Source organism: Leisingera sp. McT4-56, from assembly GCF_020514995.1.
Classification (GTDB): domain Bacteria; phylum Pseudomonadota; class Alphaproteobacteria; order Rhodobacterales; family Rhodobacteraceae; genus Leisingera; species Leisingera aquaemixtae_A.
Genome location: NZ_JAJALF010000026.1, coordinates 1 through 24,904, shown reverse-complemented (window position 1 = coordinate 24,904; position 24,904 = coordinate 1). Strand labels below are relative to the sequence as shown.

The 24,904-nt window shown below is 64.0% G+C and carries 19 protein-coding genes; 12 read left to right on the top strand and 7 right to left on the bottom strand.

Translation table 11 applies throughout. The annotated features are described in order from the left end of the window. Positions 1-87 precede the first annotated feature (87 nt). The gene (locus LHL23_RS20590) at positions 88-861 is read left to right on the top strand and encodes a hypothetical protein (RefSeq protein WP_226431364.1); all 774 of its coding nucleotides are present in this window, start codon (positions 88-90) and stop codon (positions 859-861) included. Positions 862-1,730: 869 nt separating this feature from the next. Here LHL23_RS20590 and LHL23_RS20585 read toward each other — a convergent pair. Beyond that, positions 1,731-2,372, bottom strand: coding sequence for a TetR/AcrR family transcriptional regulator (locus LHL23_RS20585; RefSeq protein ID WP_226431363.1), 642 nt, complete (start codon positions 2,370-2,372; stop codon positions 1,731-1,733). A gap of 155 nt (positions 2,373-2,527) precedes the next feature. Between LHL23_RS20585 and LHL23_RS20580 the strand changes: the two genes are divergently transcribed. From LHL23_RS20580 to LHL23_RS20550, 7 genes are all read left to right on the top strand, one after another. Then, complete coding sequence (locus LHL23_RS20580; protein WP_226431362.1) at positions 2,528-3,940, top strand: aminotransferase; 1,413 nt, start codon at positions 2,528-2,530, stop codon at positions 3,938-3,940. Between the two features lie 51 nt (positions 3,941-3,991). Next, positions 3,992-5,083 (top strand): extracellular solute-binding protein, encoded by a 1,092-nt coding sequence (locus LHL23_RS20575; protein ID WP_226431361.1) that lies wholly within the window; start codon positions 3,992-3,994, stop codon positions 5,081-5,083. Between the two features lie 126 nt (positions 5,084-5,209). Further along, complete coding sequence (locus LHL23_RS20570; protein ID WP_226431360.1) at positions 5,210-6,373, top strand: ABC transporter ATP-binding protein; 1,164 nt, start codon at positions 5,210-5,212, stop codon at positions 6,371-6,373. A 10-nt stretch (positions 6,374-6,383) separates the two neighbouring features. Then, positions 6,384-7,280: an ABC transporter permease subunit gene (locus LHL23_RS20565; RefSeq protein WP_226431359.1), complete on the top strand. Its 897-nt coding sequence runs from the start codon at positions 6,384-6,386 to the stop codon at positions 7,278-7,280. After that, positions 7,280-8,098, top strand: coding sequence for an ABC transporter permease (locus LHL23_RS20560; RefSeq protein ID WP_226431393.1), 819 nt, complete (start codon positions 7,280-7,282; stop codon positions 8,096-8,098). The genes LHL23_RS20565 and LHL23_RS20560 overlap by 1 nt, the downstream gene beginning before the upstream one ends. A 29-nt stretch (positions 8,099-8,127) precedes the next feature. After that, positions 8,128-9,555 (top strand): aldehyde dehydrogenase family protein, encoded by a 1,428-nt coding sequence (locus tag LHL23_RS20555; RefSeq protein WP_226431358.1) that lies wholly within the window; start codon positions 8,128-8,130, stop codon positions 9,553-9,555. Positions 9,556-9,581: 26 nt separating this feature from the next. Next, positions 9,582-10,937, top strand: coding sequence for an NAD(P)/FAD-dependent oxidoreductase (locus LHL23_RS20550; RefSeq protein WP_226431357.1), 1,356 nt, complete (start codon positions 9,582-9,584; stop codon positions 10,935-10,937). Between the two features lie 18 nt (positions 10,938-10,955). On the opposite strand, the gene LHL23_RS20545 is transcribed toward LHL23_RS20550, so the two are convergent. The 5 genes from LHL23_RS20545 to LHL23_RS20525 are packed head-to-tail and all read right to left on the bottom strand — an operon-like array spanning position 10,956 to position 16,822. Next, complete coding sequence (locus LHL23_RS20545) at positions 10,956-11,696, bottom strand: maleate cis-trans isomerase family protein (RefSeq protein WP_226431356.1); 741 nt, start codon at positions 11,694-11,696, stop codon at positions 10,956-10,958. Next, entirely contained in the window at positions 11,693-12,775 is a 1,083-nt protein-coding gene (locus LHL23_RS20540) for a pyridoxal phosphate-dependent aminotransferase (RefSeq protein ID WP_226431355.1), read from the bottom strand. The genes LHL23_RS20545 and LHL23_RS20540 overlap by 4 nt, the downstream gene beginning before the upstream one ends. Next, entirely contained in the window at positions 12,772-14,433 is a 1,662-nt protein-coding gene (locus tag LHL23_RS20535; protein ID WP_226431354.1) for a hydantoinase B/oxoprolinase family protein, read from the bottom strand. The genes LHL23_RS20540 and LHL23_RS20535 overlap by 4 nt, the downstream gene beginning before the upstream one ends. Next, positions 14,430-16,550: a hydantoinase/oxoprolinase family protein gene (locus tag LHL23_RS20530; protein ID WP_226431353.1), complete on the bottom strand. Its 2,121-nt coding sequence runs from the start codon at positions 16,548-16,550 to the stop codon at positions 14,430-14,432. The genes LHL23_RS20535 and LHL23_RS20530 overlap by 4 nt, the downstream gene beginning before the upstream one ends. Positions 16,551-16,606: 56 nt before the next feature. Beyond that, complete coding sequence (locus LHL23_RS20525) at positions 16,607-16,822, bottom strand: hypothetical protein (protein WP_226431352.1); 216 nt, start codon at positions 16,820-16,822, stop codon at positions 16,607-16,609. Between the two features lie 49 nt (positions 16,823-16,871). Here LHL23_RS20525 and LHL23_RS20520 point away from each other — a divergent pair, with 49 nt between their 5' ends. Continuing rightward, positions 16,872-18,629: an adenylate/guanylate cyclase domain-containing protein gene (locus tag LHL23_RS20520; RefSeq protein WP_226431351.1), complete on the top strand. Its 1,758-nt coding sequence runs from the start codon at positions 16,872-16,874 to the stop codon at positions 18,627-18,629. Between the two features lie 52 nt (positions 18,630-18,681). On the opposite strand, the gene LHL23_RS20515 is transcribed toward LHL23_RS20520, so the two are convergent. Continuing rightward, entirely contained in the window at positions 18,682-19,455 is a 774-nt protein-coding gene (locus LHL23_RS20515; RefSeq protein ID WP_222482025.1) for a FadR/GntR family transcriptional regulator, read from the bottom strand. A gap of 330 nt (positions 19,456-19,785) precedes the next feature. Between LHL23_RS20515 and LHL23_RS20510 the strand changes: the two genes are divergently transcribed. The 3 genes from LHL23_RS20510 to dld all read left to right on the top strand — a co-directional run bounded on the left by LHL23_RS20510 (position 19,786) and on the right by dld (position 24,729). After that, a complete protein-coding gene (locus tag LHL23_RS20510; protein WP_226431350.1) occupies positions 19,786-20,838 on the top strand; it encodes a TRAP transporter substrate-binding protein in 1,053 nt (350 codons plus the stop codon). A 122-nt stretch (positions 20,839-20,960) separates the two neighbouring features. Further along, on the top strand, positions 20,961-23,027 hold the full coding sequence (locus tag LHL23_RS20500; protein ID WP_319005224.1) for a TRAP transporter large permease subunit: 2,067 nt from the start codon (positions 20,961-20,963) through the stop codon (positions 23,025-23,027). Between the two features lie 19 nt (positions 23,028-23,046). Then, on the top strand, positions 23,047-24,729 hold the full coding sequence (gene dld / locus LHL23_RS20495) for a D-lactate dehydrogenase (protein WP_226431349.1): 1,683 nt from the start codon (positions 23,047-23,049) through the stop codon (positions 24,727-24,729). The last annotated feature ends 175 nt before the right edge of the window (positions 24,730-24,904 follow it).

The following is a 24,904-nucleotide window of genomic DNA, read 5'->3' as shown; positions in this document are numbered from 1 at the left end:
TTCAATTATGACATCATTAAACTGTTGCGTGTGTCGGCCCAGTGGCACGCACTCAGTGAATGACTAAAACAACAATGAAGGATTATTATGTCGAGTACAGCTGATATTGATGGCCGGATGTCGCTTGGCGTCGGCGCCATTGTGGGAGAGAGTTTTTCGATCTTTTTTAAACACCTCGTTCCGGTCACTCTCATGGCCTTGGTGCCGAGCCTGCTGAGCCTGCTCGCCAGCGGTGCGATGATCGGCGTAGATGTGGTGTTCGGTACCGCCCTGCCGGACTTCAGCACGTCATTTGGTGTTGGGCTTTGGGTAATGGCGCTAGTGCTGCAAATTGCATTTTACAGCTTGACGGCCGCACTGCTTGTCCAGCTGGCTTATGATGCAAAACTCGGGCGGACGATCCAGCTTGGCCGCTATGTGTCCCCGGCCATCCGGGCTGCTGTTCCGATTGCCATTCTCTCCCTGATTGCGGGTGTGATGGTGGCGGTTGCGAGTATCGCGCTGATCATTCCCGGTCTTTATGTCTATGCCGTATTTTCCGTGATTACGCCTGCGGTTGTGATTGAGCGTGTCGGTTTCGGTGGCCTTGGGCGCAGCGCGGATCTTACCAAAGACTACCGCTGGCCGATTCTCGGCGTGCTGATCCTGATCGGGATTTGCATCGGTATTTTTAACTATATTGCGGCCTTTGCGGCAGGCCTCACCGTTGAGTCGGGACAGCTCGTAGCGGCGCTTGCCTATCTCATTCCTTCGACTCTGGGTGCCGGCCTGAGCGGCGTTTCCGTTGCACTGATCTATGCAAGGCTGCGTGAGATCAAGGAAGGCGTGAGTGTCGATCAGATCGCTTCGGTTTTTGATTGACCCAAAGGCCAAACGGGCTGCGCCAGTTGAACGCGGGCGCAGTCCAGGCAAGCGCCCTGAAGAGAACGGTATGCTGTTCCCAGAACCTTGGGCACGATTTGAAGAAACTCCGGAACCCGCGGCTACCGCAGTCAACTACCGTGGGCAATACGTTCCGCCTTTCTTTGCGATCCAAACAAGGAGTGGGGAAATACGAGGCAGGATTCAAAGCCGCTCAAGACGCAGAGTTCGCCGAAGCAACACAATGTGCCTGTGAATTGGAGCTGTCGATACCCCATCCGCGCTATGGGTATTTTCCGGACGAGCAAGATTGATTTAGCCGAAGTCCACTTCGTAAACGCTGCTTGCCAGCGCAGCCAGACTAAAGTGAAGACAGTTAGAATTGCTCTCTCCAGCGCAGCGTGGAATGTCCGTTCTCGTGAAATCTGCTGTGTCACTTAGAAGCTGCTGCTGCAGGTGCGAACAGAACTTCGGACTTCGTACAAAGGCCTATCCCCCTTCACAGCGCCGGACTATCGGGATATCTTCGAGAGGGCGAAGCTCCTAGGGATAATCAACAAGACACAGCAGATGCGGTGAAATCAAAGACTGCACCGGGGGCTCGCATTCGCGGGCCCTTTTTCTTGGCCAAGGGTGTGCATGCTTATGTGTTTGCTGTGCATGCTTTTGCCTCAGTGAGCAGAATAGGAATCTTCAAGTAGTTGATTAATAACTGATTTTTTTGCGGCGCCACGTCGATGCGAATCGAACGGGTGTGCAAACTTATGAGTCTTTGGCAGTTAGAGTGCAATGCACCGCCCGGGCTTGCGGTCGCGGATGGCAGGTCCGCGCCATGGCTGCTTTAGAAGCCGTTTCCGTTCACATGCGGGTCAGAAATAGCCCGGGAAAAAAGCCCGGGCCGTGGTCCGGCAGATTTCCACCGCGCCTTCCCGGCTGAACTCGTCCGGATGGGCGTGAAAATCGGTCCACAGCCCCTCCAGCAGGGACATCATGGCCATGGCCACTTTCTCGGGGTCGCCCCAGGTGCCGCAGGCTTCGCACAGCACCCGGCAGCAGCTGCGCACATGGTCATGCAGGGCGGTTCCGCGGGTTTCGATATAACCGGGCCCCAGCGCCTGCAGATCCGGTTCGGCGCGGAAGGCAAAGGTCAGCCGGGCGCTGCGCTTGTTCAGCACCGCTTCTGAAAAATCCGTTTCAAACAGCGCCTGCAGGCGGGCGGCGGCATCTTCCGGCGTGCTGACCCCTGCGGCGGCCTGGCTGGTGAAGCTCTGCCAGGCGTCATTGTACTGCCGCGTCATGTGGATGGCGAGTTCGCGAATCAGATTGTCCTTGGACTGAAAATGCAGGTTGATCATGCCGCGCGACAGCCCGGATTCCTCCTGAATACGGCTGATCGTGGCGCCGCTCACGCCGTGCCGGAGGATTACGCTGGCAGTAGCTTCCAACAAAACCTCCCGGTGCAGGTCCTTGTCCACCTTCCGCTTTTTCTTTGCTTCTTCGGCACTTGCCATCTGCCCGCCCCTCTTTTCCTTGCCACCGGCCCGCTGCCTTTCCAGCACCATGCCCGCGATTGCAACAGATTTCCATCGACAATGAACGATCATTCACTTAAGCATAATGTATGAACGTTCATTCATGATAGCAACACTCCGGACAGAGGGCCGAGATGACCAAACTTGGAAACGACTTCGAAAACTTCAAAACCTGGGACAAGGAGAATTACTTCCATCCGTGGGAAGGGCTGGAAGTCCAGGGTGCCGGAAAAGCCGACAGGACGTTCAGCGAGTACGCCGAAGGCATCTATGTCTACGACGAACACGGCAACAAGGTGATCGACGGCCCCGGCGGCATGTGGTGCATGCAGCTGGGCTACGGCAACACGGAAATCGCCGATGCAATGGCGGCGCAGGCCCGCAAGATGGCCTATTGCTCGCCCTTCAGCGAGGCCACATCCGTCAGCGCGGAATTCGCCCATGCCATCGCCGAACGCGCACCGGGCGACCTCAACCGGGTCTACTTCACCACCGGCGGCTCCACCGCGGTGGACACCGCCATCCGCTTTGTCCACTTCCGCAACAACCTGCTGGGCAAGCCGTCAAAGAAGCGGATCATCACCCGGGCGCATGCCTATCACGGCGGCACCTATCTGACCGCCTCGCTCAGCGGCAAGCCAAGCGAGCGCCAGTGGTTCGATACCGACCAGTCCATCCCGCATTTCCTGCCGGACGTGAACGCCTTCCGCCGCACCACGGGCATGAGCATCGATGCCTTCGTGGATGAAAAGGTGGCGGATCTGGAAAACGCCATTTTGGAATTGGGCGCGGACAATGTCGCCGCCTTCATCGCGGAGCCGGTGCTGGGCTCCGGCGGCGTGATCGTGCCGCCCGCGGGCTATCACAGCCGCTGCCTGGAAATCTGCCGCAAGCATGACGTTCTCTACATCTCGGATGAGGTCGTCACCGGTTTCGGCCGCCTCGGCCACTGGTTCGCCTCCGAGGAATTGTTCGGCATCACCCCCGACATCATCACCTGCGCCAAGGGGCTGACCTCGGGCTATGCGCCGATGGGCGCCGCGATTTTCTCCGACCGGCTGTTCCAGGACATCGAGGGCGATGTCTCCAAGGACGTCTATTTCACCAGCGGCTACACCTATTCCGGCCATCCGGTCTGCGCCGCTGCAGGCCTCAAGAACATCGAGATCTTCGAGCGCGACGGCATTCTGGAACATGTCCGCAAGGTGACGCCGCATTTCCAGAAGCGCCTGCATCAGATGCTGGAGCTGCCGCTGATCGCGGATGTGCGCGGCATGGGGCTGGTGGGCTGCATCGAATGCTCGCTGACCCGCGACGGCCAGGCCAGCGCCGAGATCGACGCCACCATCGGCGCGGTCATCGACGCCCGCTGCCAGGAACTGGGGCTGATGGTCCGCCCCTACGGCAGCATGGCGATCTTCTCGCCGCCGCTGGTGATCACCGAAGCGCAGATCGACACCATGTTCGACATTCTGACCGAAGGCGTTGAGCGCGCCACCCGCGAACTGCTGGGCCAGGGGCTGGAACTGGAAGCGGAGCGGGCCTGAGGCCCGCATCCCAAAAGAGAAGCAAACAGAAATCCTACACGGGAGGGAACCATGAAATCCAAGCTGACAACCAGCCTGCTGGCCGCAACCGCCGCCATCTGGGGCGCCGCCGCTGCGGCAGAAGGCGAACTGGTGATCTACAACTGGAGCGACTACCTGGACCCCGCGATCATCGAGGCGTTCGAGGCGGAAACCGGCATCGATGTCACCTATGACACCTATGATTCCAACGCGATGCTGGAAACCAAGGTGCTGGCGGGCAGCTCCGGCTATGACATCATCGTCCCCTCCTCCACCGGCACCGCGCGGCTGATATCCGCCGGGGTGCTGCAAAAGATCGACAAGTCCAAGATCCCCAACCTGCAGCACGTCTGGCCCAAAATCGCCGGGCTGATCGAGACCTTCGATCCCGGCAATGAATACCTGGTGCCCTACAACTGGTGGACCTTCGGCATCGCCTACAACACTGGCAAGCTGGCCGAGCGGCTGGGTGCGGACCATCCCAAATCCTGGGACCTGCTGTTTGATCCGGAGATTTCCGCCAAGCTGTCCGATTGCAGCGTGATGATCGTGGACTCGCCCATCGACGTGATCGGTGCGGCGCTGATCGACATGGGCCAGGACCCGAACACCAGCGACAAGGATCAGATCACCGCCGCCGGGGCGCATATCGGCGCCATCCGGGACAATATTGCCCAGATTTCCACCGACGCCATGATCGGAGCCCTGTCCGACGGTGATGCCTGCCTCGGCCTGACCTGGAGCGGCGACGCCTATTGGGCCGCCGATGGCGCCAAGGAGGCCGGCAATGGCGTCGATCTGGAATACATCATCCCGGAGGAAGGCACCCTGCTGGACTTTGACGGCCTGGCCATCCTGGCTGATGCCCGGAACGTGGAAGAGGCCCATGCCTTTCTGAACTACCTGCTGCAGCCTTCGGTGTCGGCGCAGAACGCCAACTTTATCCGCTACGGCAGCGCCAATCTCACCGCCCAGGCCGAAATCGACCCGGAGCTGACCGGCAATCCCGCCGTCTATCCGACTGAGGCGACGATGGAGATGCTGACCACCCCGGTGCTGCAGGACCGCAAGACAGAGCGCCTGTACACCCGCACCTGGTCCAAGGTCCGCACCGGCCAGTAAGCCCCGGCGCGGCTTCCGGGCCGCGCCATTCCAGCCCTGCTGCGGCCTGCGGGCCGCGCATCAATTGCCCTGTCGTAGCGCCCGCTCACACCGCGGCAGGGACTTGCAACTGGGGAGCCTGTACCAATGAACTTCCATGATCCGGCCAGTGCCGCCGCCCGGGCCGAACCCGCCAGTCCGCTGGAACCAGCCCGCCCGCCCTTGATCCGCTTTGAGAATGTGACCAAGACCTTTGGCAGCTTCACCGCGATCTCGGATCTTAACCTGGAGATCCGGGAACGCGAGTTCTTCTCGCTCCTCGGCCCCTCCGGCTGCGGCAAGACCACGATGATGCGGCTGCTGGCCGGGTTTGAGGAAGTGACCTCGGGCCGCATCCTGCTGGACGGCCAGGACCTGACCGGAATCCCGGCGAACCGGCGCCCGATCAATATGATGTTCCAGTCCTACGCGCTGTTTCCGCATATGTCGGTGGCAAAAAACATCGGCTTCGGGCTCAAGCAGGAGCGCTGGAGGAAACGCGACATCCAGGACCGGGTCGATGAAATGCTGGCGCTGGTGCAGCTCGAAGGCTATGCGGACCGCAAGCCGCACCAGCTGTCAGGCGGCCAGATGCAGCGGGTGGCGCTGGCGCGCTCCCTGGCCAAAAAGCCCAAGGTGCTGCTGCTGGACGAGCCGCTGGGCGCGCTTGACAAAAAGCTGCGCGAAGAAACCCAGTTCCAGCTGATGGACGTGCAGGACCGGCTGGGCCTCACCTTCATCATTGTCACCCATGACCAGGACGAGGCAATGACCGTCTCCTCGCGCATCGCGGTGATGAAGGCGGGCAAACTGCTGCAAACCGACACCCCCGCACGGATCTACGAACATCCGGCGTCCAGCTATGTTGCTGATTTCATTGGAAACGTGAACCTGATCAATGTTGAGCTCGCTGGCATGGACGGCGGCCTGGCGCTGGCCCGCTGGGATGGCGGCACCCGGCTGGCGATCCGCCCCCAGCCCGAGGATGTGCTGACCCCCGGCGCCCGCAAGACGCTGGTGCTGCGTCCCGAGAAGATCCACGTCACCAAAGACCGGCCTGCGGAAGCCCCCAACGTGAACATGGTTGAGGGCACGGTCGAGGAGATTTCCTACACCGGCAGCGCCTCCACCTTCCTGGTGCGGCTAGACGGCGGCATGCTGATCCGCGCGCAGGAGGCCAACCGGCTCCTGACCTCGCGCCGCGAAATCGACTGGAACGACCGGGTCTGGCTCAGCTGGCGCGCAGGCGCCTGCGTGCTGGTCGACGAGTGAGGGCAGTTCCATGCGCACACCCCGCAAACTTTTGATCCTGACGCCCTACCTGTGGCTGGGGCTGTTCTTCCTAGTGCCCTTCCTGATCGTCATCAAGATCGCGCTGTCGGATTCCGTCACCGCCAGCCCGCCCTATGCCCCGACATTCAGCCTCGATGAGGGGTTTGCAGGCCTGCGCGCCTCCTTCGCGCAACTCGATTTCGAGAATTTCCTCTGGCTGGCCGAGGACGGCATCTACCTCAAGGCCTACCTCAACAGCGTCAAGGTCGCCGCCATCGCAACCCTGCTCACCCTGCTGATCGGCTACCCGGTGGCCTATGCCATGGCCAAGGCGCCGCGGGACTGGCGCAAGACGCTGCTGCTGCTGGTAATCCTGCCGTTTTGGACCAGCTTCCTGATCCGCATCTACGCCTGGATCGGCATCCTCAAGAACGAGGGCTTCCTGAACCTCGCGCTGATGAAGCTCGGCATCATCGACCAGCCGTTGGCAATCATGCACACCGAACTCGCGGTCTATATCGGCATCGTCTATTCCTACCTGCCTTTCATGATCCTGCCGCTTTATGCCTCGCTGGAACGGATCGACGGTAAGCTCCTGGAAGCCGCCGAGGACCTCGGCTGCGGCGCCCTGGCCGCCTTCCGCCAGATCACCCTGCCGCTGTCGCTGCCGGGGGTGGTCGCAGGCTGCTTCCTGGTCTTCATCCCGGCGATCGGCGAATTCGTGATCCCCGACCTGCTGGGCGGCTCCAGCACGCTGATGATCGGCAAGACCCTGTGGCTGGAGTTCTTCTCCAACCGCGACTGGGGCGTGGCGGCGGCGGTGGCCATCGTGCTGCTGACCATTCTGATCGTGCCCATCGTGCTGTTCCAGCGCCACCAGCAGAAACATCAGGAGGAACTGGGATGATCCGCCGCTTCAACATGTTCAACCTGACCTCGCTGACCTTCGGCCTGGCCTTCCTCTACCTGCCGCTCCTGCTGGTGGTGATCTACTCCTTCAACGACTCCCGCCTGGTCACCGTCTGGGGCGGCTTCAGCACCAAATGGTACGGCATCGTGCTGAACAACGACGCCTATCTGGAGGCCGCCTGGATCACCCTGCGCATCGCCTTTGTCTCCGCCACGCTGGCCACGGTTCTGGGCACGCTCAGCGCGGTTGTCATGGTGCGCGCGGGATCCTTTCCGGGCCGCACGCTGTTTTCCGGCATGATCTTCGCGCCTTTGGTGATGCCGGAGGTTGTGACCGGCCTGTCGCTCCTCCTGCTGTTCGTCGCTATCGGCCTTGACCGCGGCTTCTGGACCATCACCATCGCCCATGCGACTTTTGCCATGTGCTATGCCTCGGTGGTGGTCTCGTCCCGCCTGGCCAGCTTCGACCGGTCGCTGGAGGATGCGGCGCTGGACCTCGGCTGCACCCCGTTCTCGGCCTTCCGCCAGGTGACCCTGCCGGTGATCGCACCGGCGGTGATCTCGGCCTGGCTGCTCTCGTTCACCCTGTCGCTCGATGACTTGGTGATCGCCACCTTCACCTCCGGCCCCGGCTCCACCACCCTGCCGATGAAGCTCTATTCTTCCGTCCGGCTGGGCGTCTCGCCCGAGATCAACGCGCTTTCGACCATGCTGATCGGCATCGTCACCGCCGGCGTCATCACCGCCTCGCTGGTCAACCGCCGGCAGGAACGGCGCCGGCAGCAGGAACACCGCGCGGCGGCCGCCGCCGCATGACCCGCCCTCAAACCTAAATGGATACGGCAATGCAGTACAACATGTCCCAGTTCTATATCGGCGGCCGCTGGACCGCCCCCCGCGGCAGCGCCTCAGCGGATGTGATCAACCCTGCCACGGAACAGTCCCTCGGCCGCCTGGCGCTTGGCAGCGAAGCAGACGTCAACGCCGCCGTGGCCGCAGCCAAGGCCGCGCTGCCCGGTTTTGCCGCCACCAGCCGCGAGGACCGCATTGCGCTCCTTGAAAGGGTTCTGGAGGTCTACACCTCCCGTATTGATGATTTCGCAAAAGCCATCTCGCTGGAGATGGGTGCCCCGATCACCATGTCGCGCGAGATGCAGGCGCAGGTTGGCATCGACCACCTGGAGGCCATCATCGCCGACCTGAAAGCGCTCGATTTCGAGGAAACCCTGCCCAATGGCGACACGCTGGTGCGGATGCCGGCTGGCGTCTGCGGGCTGATCACGCCCTGGAACTGGCCGATCAACCAGATCGTGCTGAAGGTCGGCCCTGCCCTAGCTGCGGGCTGCACTATGGTGCTGAAACCCTCCGAGCTGACACCGCTGTCGGCGATCCTCTATGCCGAAGTGCTGCACGAGGCCGGCGTGCCCGCGGGCGTCTTCAACCTCGTCCACGGCGAAGGCCCGGTGGTTGGCGCCGCGCTGTCGCGCCACCCGGATGTCGCCATGATGTCCTTCACCGGCTCCACCCGCGGCGGCGTCGCGGTGACCCGCGATGCCGCCGAAACCATCAAGAAGGTAGCGCTGGAGCTTGGCGGCAAGTCCCCGAACCTGGTCTTTGCCGACTGCGATCTGGAAACCGCCATCGCCGAAGGGGTGGAGGCTTGTTTCATCAACACCGGCCAAAGCTGCGATGCCGCCACCCGGATGCTGGTCGAGCGCAGCGTTTACGGCCGCGCGGTGGAGCTGGCGCAGGCGAAATGCCCGCAAATGACCGTCGGCAATCCGGCAGAACCGGGCGATCACATGGGGCCGCTGTCCAGCGCTCAGCAATACGCCCGCGTGCAGGAGATGATCGAGGCCGGCATCGCCGAAGGCGCGCGGCTGGTGGCCGGCGGGCCGGGCAAACCGGACGGCTTCGAGACCGGTTACTACGCCAAACCCACAGTTTTCGCTGACGTGAACAACGCAATGCGCATCGCGCAGGAGGAGATTTTCGGCCCGGTGCTGGTGATGATCCCCTTCGGCAACGAGGAAGAGGCCATTGCCATCGCCAATGACACGCCCTACGGCCTGTCGGCCTATGTGCAGACCGGCGACAGCGCCCGCGCAGGCCGCGTTGCCCGTGCACTGCACTCGGGCATGGTCAATGTGAACGGTGCCTTCCTTGCTGCGGGTTCCCCCTTCGGCGGGGTCAAGATGTCGGGCATCGGGCGCGAGGGCAGCCGCGAAGGCATTCTCGAATTCCTCGAAACCAAGGTGATTGCAGCGCCCTGACGGGGCTGACGGAACGGACCAGCGCCATGAAAACTCTCCGCCGAATCTACAACGCCCACGCCTACGACACGGAAATCCCGGTCGGCAGCTACTGGGACGCCACGCTGACTGCCGCCCCTGCCTATCCGGCGCTCGACGGCGACCGGCGCACGGGCGTGGCCATTATCGGCGCGGGCTACACCGGACTCAGCGCCGCGCTGCATCTGGCCCGCGATCACGGCGAGGTGCCGCTGGTGATCGACGCTGCCCAGCCCGGCTGGGGTGCGTCGGGGCGCAATGCCGGCTTCTGCGGCTTCGGCGGCGCCAAGCTGGGCGACAGCGCCATCATCCGCCGCTTCGGCGAAGACGATCTGCGTGCCTTCTACAGCGCCCAGAAAGAAGCCATCGCCTTGGTCCGCGACCTCACTTCCACCGGCAGCATCGCGGCCGATGTGCAGGAGGACGGCGAATACTGCCTGGCCCACAGCGCCCGCGCGGCCCGCGCCCTGCCGGACATGGCCGCGCGCCTCAGCCGCTATGCCGGGGTGGATTGCCCGGTGCTGTCAGCCGCGGAAATGCGGCAGGAGGGCCTGCACGGTGACGGGTTCCACGGCGGGTTTCTGTTGCCCGTGGGCTTTGGCCTGAACCCGGGCAAATACGCCGCCGGACTGGCCCACCTGGCGCAGCAGGCCGGCGCCACAATCCACGGCAATACCCCGGCGCACTCTGTGCAGGAGCAGCCGGACGGCACCTACGCCGTCGAAACGCCGTCGGGCCGTATCACAGCGGACCGGCTGGTCGTCGCCAGCAACGGCTACAGCAGCGACAACCTGCCGGACTGGCTGCGCGGGCGCTACCTGCCGGTGGTGTCGCATATCATGGTGACGCGGCCCCTGACCGAAGCCGAGACACAGGCGCAGGGCTGGACCTCCCGGCGGATTGCCTATGACACCCGCAACCTGCTGCATTACTTCCGCCTGCTTCCGGACAACCGGGTGCTGTTCGGGATGCGCGGCACCAGCAACATCACCCCCGGCTCCACGCATCAGATGCGGCGCCGGATTCGCCGCGGTTTCGAAGCGATGTTCCCGGCCCTGGCCCAGGCGGAAACCGCGTATCACTGGAGCGGCCTAGTCTGCCTGACCCGCGGCCTCACCCCCTATGCCGGGCAGATCGGAGGCTGGCGGCGCGCCTGGACCGGGTTCGGTTATCACGGCGGCGGCGTCGCCATGGCAACCTATACCGGCCGGCTGCTGGCAGGAATTGCGGCCGGCAAGCCCTGCAGCTCTCCATTGCCGCAGCTCATGCAGGCGCAGCCTGCCGCGTTCCCCTTCCCGGGTTTCCGCCGCCGCGGCCTGCCGCTTGCCTACACCTGTTACGGGATCAGGGACCTGCTTGCGTAACGCCCGGCCCTCTGCCCTCTACAGCAGATCAAACAGCCGTCCCGGCAGGCTGCCATGACGCGGCAGGTTCAGCGCCCGCATCAGGCAGAACATCATCGCCTGGTTGGAAGTGACAACCGGCTTGCCCAGATGCGCCTCGATCCGCTCCACCGCCTCGACCGCGCGCATGTCGGTGCAGCTGAGCACGATGGCCTCCGCCTCCGGATGGTCGGCCCGGCAGGCGAGGTCAAAGACCTCGTCCGGAGTCAGCTCCCCCTGGCCATAGTTGCCCAGCTCACGGCCCACATCAGCGCAGCGGACGGTATCAATCCCGTTTTGCGCCAGAAACTCCACTGCCTGCGTGTTGATCTCCCCCAGGTAGGGGGAGGAAAATCCAACCCTGGCGGCTGCAACGGCCTTGATGCCCGCCACCAGCGAACCCGCCGCGGTCAGGGAGACGGCACCGGACGCCGCCTTGATCTGCGCCGCCAGCTCAGCGTCAAAGCCCGGGCCATGGGTCAGCGTGGCCGAGGTGCAGCCGTACAGCACAACGTCAGGCCGGACGCCGGCAATCATCCTCAGATCGTGGCTGATGTCAGAGGCCCCCAGCCCGGCCATCTGGTCGGAACCGGGGATTTCCTCCACGTCATAACCGCCCAGGCGCTGGAAATGCACCGTGGTGTCCGGGCAGCGCATCAGTATCATGTCGGCCTCAAGATTGGTGTTGGTGAAGGGCACCAGCACGCCGATCTTTGCGCGGGTGCGGGTTTCATGTTTCATGCCAGCACTCCTTTCAGCACGTCCATCGCACGGTCCATCACCGCCTGGCTGCAAATGGTGGCGCGCAGGCAATCACCCAGGCCATAACCGCCCATCCCGCGCATCAGAAGTTTTTCAGCCCGCAGCGCCACATCCGCCGCAACCGCCTGCTGCGCTGAGGCAAAGCGGATCAGCACGAAATTGGTATGGCTTTGCGGCACCTCCACCCCCAGCGCACGGCAATCCGCAGCAAAGCGGTCGCGGATCACGGCGGTCTTGGCCACCACATCCCGCATATGCGCCTGATCCCGCATGGCGGCGGCGGCCATGGCCTGCGACGGGATGGAGATATTGTTGGGATTGAGCAGCTTGCGCACTTCCCCCGCGATCCCCGGCGGGAAATACCCCCATCCGGCCCGCGCGCCCGCCAGCCCATAAGCCTTGGACAGTGTCCGCAGAACAACCGTATCGCCGCGCTCCACCAGCGCGAAGGTGTCTCCCGGATCGTTCCCGGCATCGGCAAACTCGGCATAGGCAAACTCGGCATAGGCCTGATCCACCGCCAGCAGCACATCCGCCGGCAGGCCTGCGCGCAGGCGCAGTATCTCGCTGTTGGGGATCAGCGTACCGGTCGGATTGCCGGGATTGCAGACAAAGACGATCCGGGATTCCGGCGTCACCGCGGCCAGGATATCGTCCACCGAAACCGTCAGTTCCCGCTCCCGCGCCTTGACGTAACGTGCCTGCACCTGCGCCGCGGCAGACGCCACGAAGGCATAGCCGAACTCGGTCCCCAGCACCTGATCACCCGGCCCGGCAAAGGCACGGATCAAGCAGCCTATCAGCTCCATTGAGCCCGCACCGCACAGCACCCTGTCCGGGTCCAGCCCATGCACCTCTGCCACCGCGGCGCGCAAATCCGGCCACTCCGGGTCCGGATACAGCGGCATCTGATCCAGCACCGCCCGGCCCGCCACAAGTGCCGCCGGGCTGGCCGGGAACGCACTTTCATTCTGAGCGAGCGAGACCGTCCCCTCCCCACCCAGATCCGCCAGCGCATAAGGCGCCATGGCCGCCACATGCGGCACCGCGCGGATCATCTGCCGCCCCCATAGGCGCGCGCGCCTTCTTCCGTCACCAGACCGCGCCGCACATCCAGCGCCAGCGCCTCCGGATCGCGTTCTGCCGGGTCGCCGAAACCGCCGCCGCCCGGGGTTTCAAAGATCAGGCAATCCCCTGCCTCCACCCGCAGCTCGCCCTTGCCCGGAATGTCCTGCACCCCATTACGGAACCGGATGCGCCCCGGCGCGCCGGGCAAACCGCCCAAGCGCCCCAATGCCGGAAACTTCAGACGCTCCACTGACAGGAACACAACGAAGGGCGCGCCGTTCGACGATGTCATCTCAATCCGCTGCCCCAGCCCGCCGCGGTATTTGCCTGCACCGCCGCTGTCCGGCCGCAGCTCGCGCCGCCACATTATGACCGGCGCCACCGCCTCGGTGATTTCAACCTGCGAACCATAGACCCCAGAGGGATAGGCCGTCGCCGACAACCCGTCCGCATGCGGCCGCGCGCCGGTGCCACCGTTGTGGACCGGCTCAATGGCGAACTCCCTTCCGCCGTCGCGGGCCACCTCCGGCGCGTGGCGCATTGGCAGGTCGAACATGCAGGACGCGCCCTCGGCCGGAACCCGGTCCGGCAGCGCCTGATGCAGGCAGCCCAGCACCAGGTCCGGCGTCACCTGCCCCAGCGTATGCCGCATCGCCACCGGCACCGGGCGCTGCGCATTCAAAATGCAGCCCTTGGGGCCATCCACGGTGAAGGGCGCCAGCGATCCCGCATTGTTGGGGATATCCGGCCCGACGATGCAGCGCAGAGCAAAGACCGTATAGGCCGTGGCATAGTTCAGCGGCACGTTGATGCCCTTGCTGGAACAGCCCGAGGTGCCGGTGAAATCCACATGCATGCCGTCTTTGCGGACAGTCAGCGTGGCATGCAACTCCAGTTCACTCTCATAGCCGTCCATTTTCAGCACATTGCGATAGACCCCCTCCGGAACCTCCGCGATGGCCTGCATTGTGCCCCGGCGGGAGGTTTCAATGATATAGGCGCCCAGAGCATCCAGATCCCCGATGCCGAACTCCTCCATCATGCCCGCCAGCCGCGCAGCGCCGGCTTCACAGCAGGCTATCAGCGCATAGATGTCGCCCTCATTTGCCACCGGCTCGCGGCTATTGGCCCGGACGATGTCCAAGAGCAGCGCATTTGGTTCGCCCTCCTCAACCAGCTTGCAGGGCGGAATCAGCAGCCCTTCATCATAGATGTCGGACCCCTCCGGCCCCATGCCGAGGCCGCCCAGATCCACCAGATGCGAGGTGCAGGAGGTGTAACCCACCACCCTGCCCCCCTTGAAGACCGGCATCATCAAGAGGAAATCGTTCAGATGCCCGGAGGCCAGCCAGGGGTCGTTGGTCATGTAAATATCGCCGGGCTTCATGGTTTCAGCCGGGAAGCGTTCACGCAGATGCATCACCGCCTCAGCCATAGTGTTGATATGGCCCGGCGTGCCGGTCACCGCCTGGGCCAGCATCCGGCCCTGCGCGTCGAAGATACCGGCGGAAATATCGCCGCATTCGCGCACGATGGGCGAAAACGCCGCCCGGATCAGGGTCTGGCCCTGTTCCTCGACCACTGCCAGCAGCCGGTTCCACATCACTTGCAGGCGGGCCGGTGACAAGTCCTGTGACAAGGCGGTCATTGCGCTCCTCCTTTCTGGTCCTGGATCAGGACAAGGTTGCCGATTGCGTCCGCGTGAGCAGAGAAATCCGCCGAGACCAGCGTGGTGGTCTGCGGTTCAGTTATCAGTGCCGGACCGCGGACGCGGTCGCCGGGCTCCAGCCTGGCGCGCGGCACGAATGCCGCCCGTTTCACTGTGCCCTCCACATCGCAGACAACCGGGCGGAACGCCGCCGGGACAATATCCCTCAGCTCCGGCGTCTGCAGTACCTCAGGCACCTCCGCATCCGGAGTCGCCACCCGCACCGCCCAGTTCAGGACCTCGATCTTCATGCCCGGCACCGGACGGGAGAACTGGCTGGCGTACTCCGTCTCGAACGCCGTAGTCAGCGGACCAAGATCCTCCGCCGTCAGAGCGCGGCCCGGCAGGGGGATCTCGATCTCATGCCCCTGCCCGCTGTAGCGCATGAAGGCGGAGCACTGGATTTCTGTCGGGGCATCACCCGCCCCCTGCACCACCACCGATTGCGCCTCGTCGATCATCTGGGCGAACAGCGCGTTGATGCCGCCTATGTCCATGGTTTCCAAAAGCGAGTAGCGCGAGCGCACGATCTCGAAGCTGACCGGCGCAAACAGGAAGCCCACAGCGGACCCCACCCCCGGGTTCGGCGGGATCACGATGCGCGGCACCCCGGCAGAGCGCGCCACCCGTGTCGCATGCAGCGGGCCGTTGCCGCCAAAGGCGATCATCGTGCGCGGGCCCAGGTCCTTACCCGACTCCACCGCATGCATCCGCCCGGCACTGGCCATGCTTTCTCCAACGATGCGGCTTACTCCATCTGCCGCGCCAACCGCGTCCAGCCCCAGCCGGGCGCCGATCACCCGGGCCAAAGCCTCCTTCGAGGCTTCCGGGCCGATGTGGATATGCCCCTCGGCAAAGGTGTCCGGCACGATGTAGCCCAGTGTGATGTCGCTGTCGGTCACCGTCGGCTCGGTGCCGCCGCGGCCAAACGCCACCGGGCCGGGTTCGGACCCTGCCGATTTCGGCCCCACGGTCAGCCGCCCCAGCCGGTCCACCCCGGCAATGGAGCCGCCGCCGGCCCCGATCTCGATCATCTCGATCACAGGGATCCGCACCGGCATACCAGACCCTTTGATGAACCGCGCCGCGCGGGCGATCTCAAACTGGCGCGAAGTCTGCGGGCGGGCGCCGTCAATCAGGCACAGCTTGGCGGTGGTGCCGCCCACGTCAAAGGACAGCACCTGATCCAGCCCCGCCTGCGCCGAAATCCGCGCCGCCAGGATGGCGCCGCCCGCCGGGCCGCTTTCCACCAGCCGGATCGGAAACCGCGCCGCGGTCTGAATGGTGCACATGCCGCCGCCCGCGGTCATCATCAGGATCGGGCAAGTGACCCCCTCCGCCGCGAACCGCTCGGCAAAACGCGCCAGATAGGTCTCCATCAGCGGCTGGATATAGGCATTGGCTACAGTGGTGCAGAGCCGGTCGAACTCCCGCGCCTCGGGACTGACCTCTGAGGAGATAGAGACTGTCAGCCCGGGCCGCCGTTTTGCCAGAATGTCCCGCAGCCGCCGCTCATGGTCCGGGTTGGCATAGGCATGCATCAGGCAGACCGCCACCGCATCGGCGCCGCTGGCGTCCAGCTCCGCAATCAGCGCCTCAACCGCGCTGTCCTCCATCGGGATCAGCACTGCGCCCTCCGCCGACATCCGCTCCCGGATGGTCAGCGAGCGCTCCCGCGGCACCAGCAGGTCGGGCTTCTCCAGGTTTATGTCATACTGGGAATAGCGCCGTTCATAGGCGATCTCCAGAATATCGCGGAATCCTTCTGTGGTGACCGTTGCCACCGTGGCCCCGCGCCGTTCGATCAGCGCATTGGTGGCCAGCGTGGTGCCATGGATGAAACCGGTGACTTCCCCCAGGCTGCGTCCCGCCTGCGCCATCACCCGCGCCGCGCCTTCCATCGCGCCGTCTGCCGGGTTCCGGTGGGTGGTCAGGGTCTTCGCGGAGGCCAGAATGCTGTCTGCCCCCGCCACCAGCACGGTGTCGGTGAATGTGCCGCCAATATCAATGGCAAGCCGCAGCGCCTGCCCGGCGCCAGTAGTTGATGATGATGTCATGGGTCATTCCTCAGCCCGCAATCCGAAACCTGCACTGCCCCGCAAGGGGCGCGGCATCAGGAGTGCGGCACCAGATCGCAACCGGTTGCGCGCCGGTCAAAGCGTTTGGGAATGAAGCTCTGCGTCATGCCTCCAGCCAGCCCCAGGTTCAGCCGCGCATCTGTTCCAGAAACGACACCGGCACCCGAAAGCGACGCAAAATGCCGGCACCAGCGCCGCCGGCAACGCGCCTTCACGCAACTCAAACGGTCCCAGCCGCGCGCCAGCGGCATAGACCAGTCAGGCCGTTGCCTGTATCGTCGCTTGGCGGGAGGGCGAAGGGTGGAGCGAAAACTCGCAGCGATACTGGCAGCGGATGTTGTGGGGTTCTCCCGTCTCATGGGACGGGATAAAGAGAACACGCTGCTGCGGCTGAAGCACCTGCTCTCCGAACTGGTCAAACCGCAGATCCGGGCCTTCAAGGGCCGCATCGTCAAGCTGATGGGCGACGGGCTGCTGGCGGAATTCCCAAGCGTCGTCGACGCCACCGAATGCGCCGTGGCCATTCAGCGCGCCATGCTGCAGCGCGAACCCGGCATCTCCGGAAGCCGGCGCATCAAGCTGCGGGCCGGCATCCACCTGGGCGATATCATCATCGACGGCAGCGATATCTTCGGCGACGGCGTCAATGTCGCCGCACGGCTGGAAACCCTGGCAGAGCCGGGCGCCATATGCATCTCGGAAGATGTCTACCGCCAGGTGAACGGCAAACTGCCGGTCAGTTTCCGGAGCCTCGGCAAACAGGAGCTGAAGAACATCGAAAGCGGCATCAGCGCCTACAGCATCGATCTCGACCCTGCCCGCCTGTCGCCGGAGCTGTACGAAATCCTGACCGGCGAAGCGCTGGAGCTGCCGGACCAGCCGTCGATCGCGGTGCTGCCGTTCCAGAACATGTCCGGCGATCCCGAGCAGGAGTATTTTTCGGACGGCATAACCGAGGACATCATCACTGCCCTGTCGCATGTCAACGGGCTCATCGTCATGGCGCGCAACTCCACTTTTGCCTACAAGGGGCAGTCCCCGGACGTGCGCCAGGTGGGGCGGGAGCTTGGGGTCCGCTTTGTCCTCGAAGGCAGCGTGCGCAAGGCCGGCCAGCGGGTCCGCATCACCGGCCAGCTCATTGAATGCCAGACCGGAGCGCACCTGTGGGCCGACCGCTATGACCGGCAGCTCGACGACATCTTTGCGCTGCAGGACGAAATCACGCGGGAGATCACCGTCGCTCTGGCGGCCAGCCTGACCCACGGCCAGGAACTGAAACTCTGGGCCGATCAGGCCCCGGACCTCGAAGCCTGGGACCTGATGATGCGCGGGCTCAGCGAGCAGTACAAGTTCACCCGGGAAGGCAACCTGGAAGCCGCCCGCCTGTTCCGGCAGGCCATTGCGCTCGATCCCGGTTTTTCCTCGCTCAAGATCGGGCTGGGCTGGGCATTGCAGTCCGGCGCCCGCTTCGGCTTCCTGAGCGACCCCGCGGCAGCCTCCACCGAGGCGCAGTCGCTCTGCGACGAGCTGCTGGCCGGGGACAATGCAACAGCTGACGCCCATGCGCTGCAGGCCTATGTTTTCACCTGCCGGGGGCGCTTCGAGGATGCCAAGGCCCACGGCCGGCAGGCCATTGCCCTGCAGCCCAGCGTTTCCCTCTCGCACGCCACTCTGGCCGTCACCCACAATTGCTGCGGCGAGTTCGCCGCCGCCCTGAACTGCATGCGCAAGGCGATCCGCCTGTCCCCCTATTGCCCCGACTGGTACTTCACCCATCTCGGCGATGCCTACCGCGGCCTGGGGCGGCTGGAGCAGGCCCGAACGGTGTACCGGCATCTGGAAACCCGCATGGCTGGAAGCATCCTGTGCCAGATCCGGCTGGCGGTGAGCCACGCGGACTTCAATGACCTCGCAAATGCGTCAAAAGCAGCCGAGGCCGTTCTGTCAATAGATCCGCAGTTTTCGGTCCGCGCCTATACCGCTTCAACCGCGTTTGGAAATGACGAGCTGCGCAAATCCTGGGCGGACGCGATGCTGAAAGCGGGCCTGCCGGAATAGCCGGAAGGGCGGCAGAGGCCCGGCCCGGCCAAAGGCGCCCTTGCATGCCCGCCTATCTGGTCAGCTGCCGCCGCTTGGCGGCGCGGATCTCGCGGGCCTGCTGCTCCTGACCGGTGCGGAAGGATTCCTCGACAAAATCCATGTGCCGACGCGCAGCGGCCTCGGCGCGGTCCGGGTCGCCGTCGATGATCGCCTGGGCAATCTCCTTGTGCTGTTTCAGCAGCTCCGCCCCGGTGCCGTCCATCGTGCGGAGGAATTCCCGGTTATAGAACACCCCCTGCCGGGTCAGGTCATAGACCGAGGCCATCATGTGGATCAGGGTGGTGTTCTGGCTGGCGTCGACCACCGCGGTGTGTAGGCGGAAGTCGGCCTCCTGGCTGGCGTCCTGATCGTCCTGCTCCCAGGCTTTCTGCATATCGGCGACGATCTCGGCCAGCCGCGCCTTGTCGGATTCGGTCGCCCGCATCGCCGCCAGGCGGCTGGCAAAGGCCTCCTGCTCGCGCCGGTATTCCAGGTAGTCGTAAAAGGCGCCGCCGTGGCGGGTGTAAAGCGACAGGAGCGCCGGCGACATCGCCCGGCCGGTAAGCGGCGCAATGAAGGTGCCCTCCCCATGGCGGACATTGACCAGGCCGCGGCTTTCCAGCGTTTGCAGCGCCTCGCGCAGCTTGGGGCGCGACACCCCCATCGCCTCTGCCAGCTCCCGCTCGGAGGGCAGTTTGCGGCCTTCCTTCAGGATGCCGTCGACGATCATCGTCTCGATTTGCTCCACCACGGCGTCGGCAATTGATTCGTGTCCAACGGGGTCAAACGGGCGGATATCGGTCATGGCGTCCACTTTAATGCAGGGAAACCTCAAGACAGAGGTTATTTAGAAACTTTACCACTGTCCCGCAAAACTGCAAGCCGCTGTACCCAGAAATACGGATGCCGGTATTTTGTACAATCGCATGAAAGATAACGAATATTTTAGAAACCCCTCTCTCCGGGCCAAAAAATCATGCGTTTTCTGCTGCTCTGTATGACCAAGCAAAGCCTCATCAGTGGTAAATAAAGTTATTGACTGAATTGTGTGGTCAACAATATTTACCAGTTATGCCGCACCAGCGGCAGGATCTGCGGCCGGAGGAGCGGCCGGACTGAACCCGGAGGAGACCCCATGAAAAAGACCCTGACCTCGCTTGCCGTTGCCGCATCGCTGCTGGCGGCCCCCGCCGCGCAGGCTGCGGACAAGCTGCTGCTGAAAACCCCGATTGCGTTTTCGACCTCGCTGCCGGGCCTCGGCTCGCCGATCCCGCGGGTTGCCGAGCAGCTGGACCTGATGTCCGGCGGCAGCCTCAAGATGAAGGTCTATGAGCCCGGCAAGCTGGTGCCGCCGTTCGAAATCCTCGACGCGGTGTCCTCGGGCAAGATCAACTCGGGCTACACCACCGCCGGCTACTGGGCGGGCAAGATCCCGGCCGCGCCGCTGTTCTCTGCCGTGCCATTCGGCCCGGAGGCGGGCGAGTACATGGCCTGGCTCTACTATGGCAACGGCATGACCCTGTATCAGGAGATGTACGACCAGGCGGGCTATAACGTGAAGGTGCTGCCCTGCGCCGTGATCGCGCCGGAAACCTCCGGCTGGTTTGCCAAGGAGATCAACAGCGCCGAGGATCTGAACGGCCTGAAGATGCGTTTCTTTGGCCTCGGCGGCAAGGTGATGCAGAAGCTGGGCGTTGCCACATCGCTGCTGCCCGGCGGCGAGATCTTCCCGGCGCTGGAGAAGGGCGCGATTGACGCAACCGAGTTCTCCATGCCCGCGATCGACGCCCGTCTCGGCTTCCACAAGCTGGTCAAATTCAATTACTTCCCCGGCTGGCACCAGCAGGCCACCGTGTTTGAACTGCTGGTCAACAAGGACGTCTGGAACGAAGCCAGCGAGCAGCACAAGGCGATCATAGAGAACGCCTGCAAGGCCTCTATGGCCGACAGCTTTGCCGAAGGCGAGGCAATCCAGCACGAGGCGCTGATCGACAACGTCGAAAACAACGGCGTGCAGATCAAGCAGTGGGATGCCGCGATGCTGGAGCTGTTCCGCGCCACCTGGGACGAGGTTGCCGCGGAAGAGGCCACCAACGACCAGTTCTTCGGCAAGGTGTTGCTGGACATGCAGACCTTCCGCGAAGGGTATGCAGTCTGGAAGGAAAACGCATTCCTCCCGCGCAAGTAACCCGCTTGCGCACCTCGGGGCGGCCGTATTCCCGCCGCCCCGCCTTTCCCGATTTTCGTCATTTCCCTGACTGATACGGGCGGTTTCACGTCCGCGCACGCCACGTTCCGGAGGAGGAAACCATGGCCGAGAATCTGCACCTGCAGGACGACCCGATCGAACGCTACGAAGAGATCCTTGAGCACGGCGACACGGACCGGCAAAGGCTGGCGGTGTGGATCGACAACGCGGTCAAGGGCACCGGCAACCTGGTGATGTGGGCCAACTTGCTGCTGGTGCTGGCCATCGTCTCGCAGGTCGCGCTGCGCTACCTCCTGAACCAGAACTATCCCAAGCTCGATGAGATCCAGTGGCATTTCTACGGGCTGGTGACGATGATCGGCATATCTTACGCGCTGGTCACTGACAGCCATGTGCGGGTCGACGTGCTGCACATGCAGCTGAGCCGCCGCGCCCAGCGGATCATCGAGGTGATCGGCATCCTGACCCTGCTGGTGCCCTTCATCTATCTGATGATCGACCAGGGCTACGACTATTTCTACGAAAGCTGGCGGGTGAACGAACGCTCCGACAGCCCCACCGGCCTGCCCGCCCGCTGGGCGCTGAAGGCGGTGATCCCGCTCAGCTTCGTGCTGCTCGCGGCGGCGGCGCTGGCCCGCCTTATCCATGACGCCCACGCGCTTTTGGCCGGCCCGGCAGAGGAACGCGCAGGGAAAAGCCTGCGGCTGGTGATCTGGGCGCTGATCGGCTTTGCGGTTGTCGCCACGGCCCTGACTTTCCTGGTCGAAACCACCGAGGAAAAGCTGGTCATCGCCATGTTCTTCACCTTCATCGCGCTCTTGTTCACCGGCTTCCCGGTGGCTTGGACGCTGGCCGGTGTCGGGGTGGCCTATTGCGGCCTCGCCTATCTGTTCGACAACGGCATGATGAACTGGACCGGGCTGGAGGAAACCCTGACCGGGCTGGATTACCTGACCCTGGGCGCAGTGGTGAACAGGGTCTATGCCACCATGTCGAACGCGGTGCTGGTGGCACTGCCGATGTTCATCTTCATGGGTCTGATGCTGGATGAATCCGGCGTTGCCGAGCGGCTGATGGGGGCGATGCAGCGCTTGTTCGGCACCGTGCGCGGCGGTCTGGCAATCACCGTCACCATGATCGGCATCATCCTGGCGGCCTCCACCGGCATCATCGGCGCCTCGGTGGTGCTGCTGGGCGTGCTGTCTCTGCCGTCGATGATGGAGCAGAAGTATTCACCTTCGCTGGCGGCCGGCGTGGTCTCGGCCTCCGGCACCCTGGGCATCCTGATCCCGCCCTCGATCATGCTGGTGATCATGGCCGACCAGATGGCGCTGAGCGTCGGCGACCTGTTCATGGCCGCGGTATTCCCCGGCGTCATCATCGGCGCGCTCTACCTCACCTATATCTTCGTGATCGCCCTAATCAAACGCGACGTGGCCCCGGTGCCTGCGGGTGCCAAACGCCCCGACTGGGCGGCGGTCAAGGACGTGCTGATCGCGGTGCTGCCGACGCTTGGGCTGATCCTGGCGGTGCTCGGCTCGATCTTCGCGGGCCTCACCACCCCGACCGAGGCCTCCGGCGTCGGCGCCCTGGGCGCGACCCTGCTGGCGCTTGGCTACCGCAAGCTGACGCTCGCAAAGCTCGTGAATGTTCTGAAGGCGACCTTCAACACCACCGCCTATATCTTTGCGATCTTCCTCGGCGCCACGGTGTTCTCCTATGTGCTGCGGGAGCTGGGCGGTGATGCGCTGATTGAGGAGATGATCCAGGGAACCGGCTTTGGCCCTGAGGGCACCGTCTTCATGATCCTGTTCATCGTGTTCCTGTTGGGATTTGTGCTGGACTGGATCGAGATCACCCTGATCGTTCTGCCGCTGATGCGCCCGATCGTGAACGGGCTGGGGCTGGATATCCCCGGTTTCGGCGCCATTGATGAGCCGGCGCTGGTGTGGTTCGTGATCCTGGTGGCGGTGACGCTGCAGACCTCCTTCCTGACGCCGCCGGTAGGCTTTGCGCTGTTCTACCTCAAGGGCGTCTGCCCGCCGGAGATCCGCCTGGGCCATATCTACAAGGGCATCATTCCCTTTGTACTGCTGCAGCTGACCGGCCTGATGTTCGTCTACCTGTGGCCGGCACTGGCAACCTGGCTGCCATCTGTGGCTTACTGAGCAGGGAAAGGCGGCTGCGATGACCGATGCAGAACTGATCCAGACCCTGAAATCCCTGTGCGGGCGCCGCCATGTACTGACAAGCGCCCGCGCCACACGGCGGTTCCGCAAGGGGTTCCGCTCCGGCGAGGGGGAAGCGCTGGCGGTGGTCCAGCCCGCAACCCTGCTGGAGCAGTGGAAGGTGCTGCAGGCCTGCGTCGCCGCCGACAAGATCGTCATCATGCAGGCGGCCAACACCGGGCTGACCGAGGGTTCCACCCCCAAGGGCAGCTATGACCGCGGCGTGGTGCTGATCAACACCCGGCGGATGGACCAGCTGCAGCTGCTCGATGGCGGCAAGCAGGTGGTAAGCTTCCCCGGAAGCACCCTCTTTGCGCTGGAAAAGCTGCTGGAGCCCATGGGCCGCCAGCCGCATTCGGTGATCGGCTCCTCCTGCATCGGCGCTTCCATCGTGGGCGGCGTCTGCAACAACTCCGGCGGGTCGCTGGTGGAGCGGGGGCCGTCCTATACCGAACTGTCGCTGTTTGCCCGCATCACCCCCGAGGGGCAGCTGGAGCTGGTCAATCACCTGGGCATCAATCTGGGCGCCAGCCCGGAGGAGATCCTGACCCGGCTGCAGAACGGCGATTACCGCCCTGAAGATATCGAAACCGGCAACCAGAAGGCCTCTGACACCGGTTATGCCCGCCGGGTCCGCAACATCGACGCGCCGACCCCGGCCCGGTTCAACGCCGACAAGTCCCGGCTTTATGAGGCGGCGGGCTGCGCAGGCAAGCTGGCGGTCTTTGCGGTGCGTCTGGACACCTACCCGAAAAACGCCGAGGAGCTGACCTTTTACGTGGGCAGCCAGACCACAGCGGCGCTGACCGCCCTGCGCCGCCGCATTCTGGCGGAATTTGCCACCCTGCCGGTCAGCGCCGAATACATGCACCGGGATGTCTTTGACCTGTCGGACCTCTACGGCAAGGACACCATGGTGATGATCGACAAGCTCGGCACCGACCGGCTGCCGATGTTCTTTGCATTGAAGGGCGCAGTGGATGCGCGGCTGGCCAGCATTCCCGGCCTAGGCAATCTGACAGACCGGGTGATGCAGATGCTGTCGCGCCTGTGGCCGGACATCCTGCCGCGGCGGATGCGGGCGTACCGCCAGTCCCACCCGCATCACCTGATCCTCAAGATGCGCGATGGTGGCATCGCCGAGGCCCGCGCCCTGCTGGCGGAAATGGCGGGCGACGGCGACCTCAGCTATTTCGAATGCACCCCGCGTGAGGCCAAGATGGCCGGGCTGCACCGCTTTGCAGCGGCCGGCGCCGCGGTGCGCTACATGGCCGTGCACCGCTCAGAGGTGGAGGACATCATCGCCCTGGACATCGCCCTGCGCCGCAACGATCAGGACTGGTTCGAGGAGCTGCCGCCGGAAATCGCGGACCAGCTGGTCAGCCGGCTCTACTACGGCCACTTCATGTGCCATGTGCTGCATCAGGATTACATCGTGAAAAAGGGCGCCGACCCGAAGGCGCTGAAGGAAAAGATGCTGGCGCTGCTCGATCAGCGCGGGGCCGAATACCCGGCAGAGCACAACGTCGGCCACCTCTACCCGGCCAAGCCCGACCTCGCGGCGTTCTACAAATCGGTGGACCCGACCAACAGCATGAACCCCGGCATCGGCAAGATGTCCCGGAACAAGCACTACGCCTGAACATCGGGGCCTGCAGCCCCTCGGCCCCTGCCGCAGCAGGGTGCGGGACCAGATCGTTCCGCCCCTTACCCGCCGTTTTGCACCGATTGCAGGTAGACGATCAGATTGCCCAGGGCCCGCGGGACCATCATCGGCTGGCCGCTTGGCAGTGCCATGGCAACATACTGATCCTCGT

Excerpts from the sequence above, each read along its gene's own strand:
- LHL23_RS20590 (WP_226431364.1), top strand. The coding sequence starts at position 88 with ATGTCGAGTACAGCTGATATTGATGGCCGGATGTCGCTTGGCGTCGGC.
- LHL23_RS20585 (WP_226431363.1), bottom strand. The coding sequence starts at position 2,372 with ATGGCAAGTGCCGAAGAAGCAAAGAAAAAGCGGAAGGTGGACAAGGAC.
- LHL23_RS20580 (WP_226431362.1), top strand. The coding sequence starts at position 2,528 with ATGACCAAACTTGGAAACGACTTCGAAAACTTCAAAACCTGGGACAAG.
- LHL23_RS20575 (WP_226431361.1), top strand. The coding sequence starts at position 3,992 with ATGAAATCCAAGCTGACAACCAGCCTGCTGGCCGCAACCGCCGCCATC.
- LHL23_RS20570 (WP_226431360.1), top strand. The coding sequence starts at position 5,210 with ATGAACTTCCATGATCCGGCCAGTGCCGCCGCCCGGGCCGAACCCGCC.
- LHL23_RS20565 (WP_226431359.1), top strand. The coding sequence starts at position 6,384 with ATGCGCACACCCCGCAAACTTTTGATCCTGACGCCCTACCTGTGGCTG.
- LHL23_RS20555 (WP_226431358.1), top strand. The coding sequence starts at position 8,128 with ATGCAGTACAACATGTCCCAGTTCTATATCGGCGGCCGCTGGACCGCC.
- LHL23_RS20550 (WP_226431357.1), top strand. The coding sequence starts at position 9,582 with ATGAAAACTCTCCGCCGAATCTACAACGCCCACGCCTACGACACGGAA.
- LHL23_RS20545 (WP_226431356.1), bottom strand. The coding sequence starts at position 11,696 with ATGAAACATGAAACCCGCACCCGCGCAAAGATCGGCGTGCTGGTGCCC.
- LHL23_RS20540 (WP_226431355.1), bottom strand. The coding sequence starts at position 12,775 with ATGATCCGCGCGGTGCCGCATGTGGCGGCCATGGCGCCTTATGCGCTG.
- LHL23_RS20535 (WP_226431354.1), bottom strand. The coding sequence starts at position 14,433 with ATGACCGCCTTGTCACAGGACTTGTCACCGGCCCGCCTGCAAGTGATG.
- LHL23_RS20530 (WP_226431353.1), bottom strand. The coding sequence starts at position 16,550 with ATGACATCATCATCAACTACTGGCGCCGGGCAGGCGCTGCGGCTTGCC.
- LHL23_RS20525 (WP_226431352.1), bottom strand. The coding sequence starts at position 16,822 with ATGCCGCTGGCGCGCGGCTGGGACCGTTTGAGTTGCGTGAAGGCGCGT.
- LHL23_RS20515 (WP_222482025.1), bottom strand. The coding sequence starts at position 19,455 with ATGACCGATATCCGCCCGTTTGACCCCGTTGGACACGAATCAATTGCC.
- LHL23_RS20510 (WP_226431350.1), top strand. The coding sequence starts at position 19,786 with ATGAAAAAGACCCTGACCTCGCTTGCCGTTGCCGCATCGCTGCTGGCG.
- LHL23_RS20500 (WP_319005224.1), top strand. The coding sequence starts at position 20,961 with ATGGCCGAGAATCTGCACCTGCAGGACGACCCGATCGAACGCTACGAA.
- dld (WP_226431349.1), top strand. The coding sequence starts at position 23,047 with ATGACCGATGCAGAACTGATCCAGACCCTGAAATCCCTGTGCGGGCGC.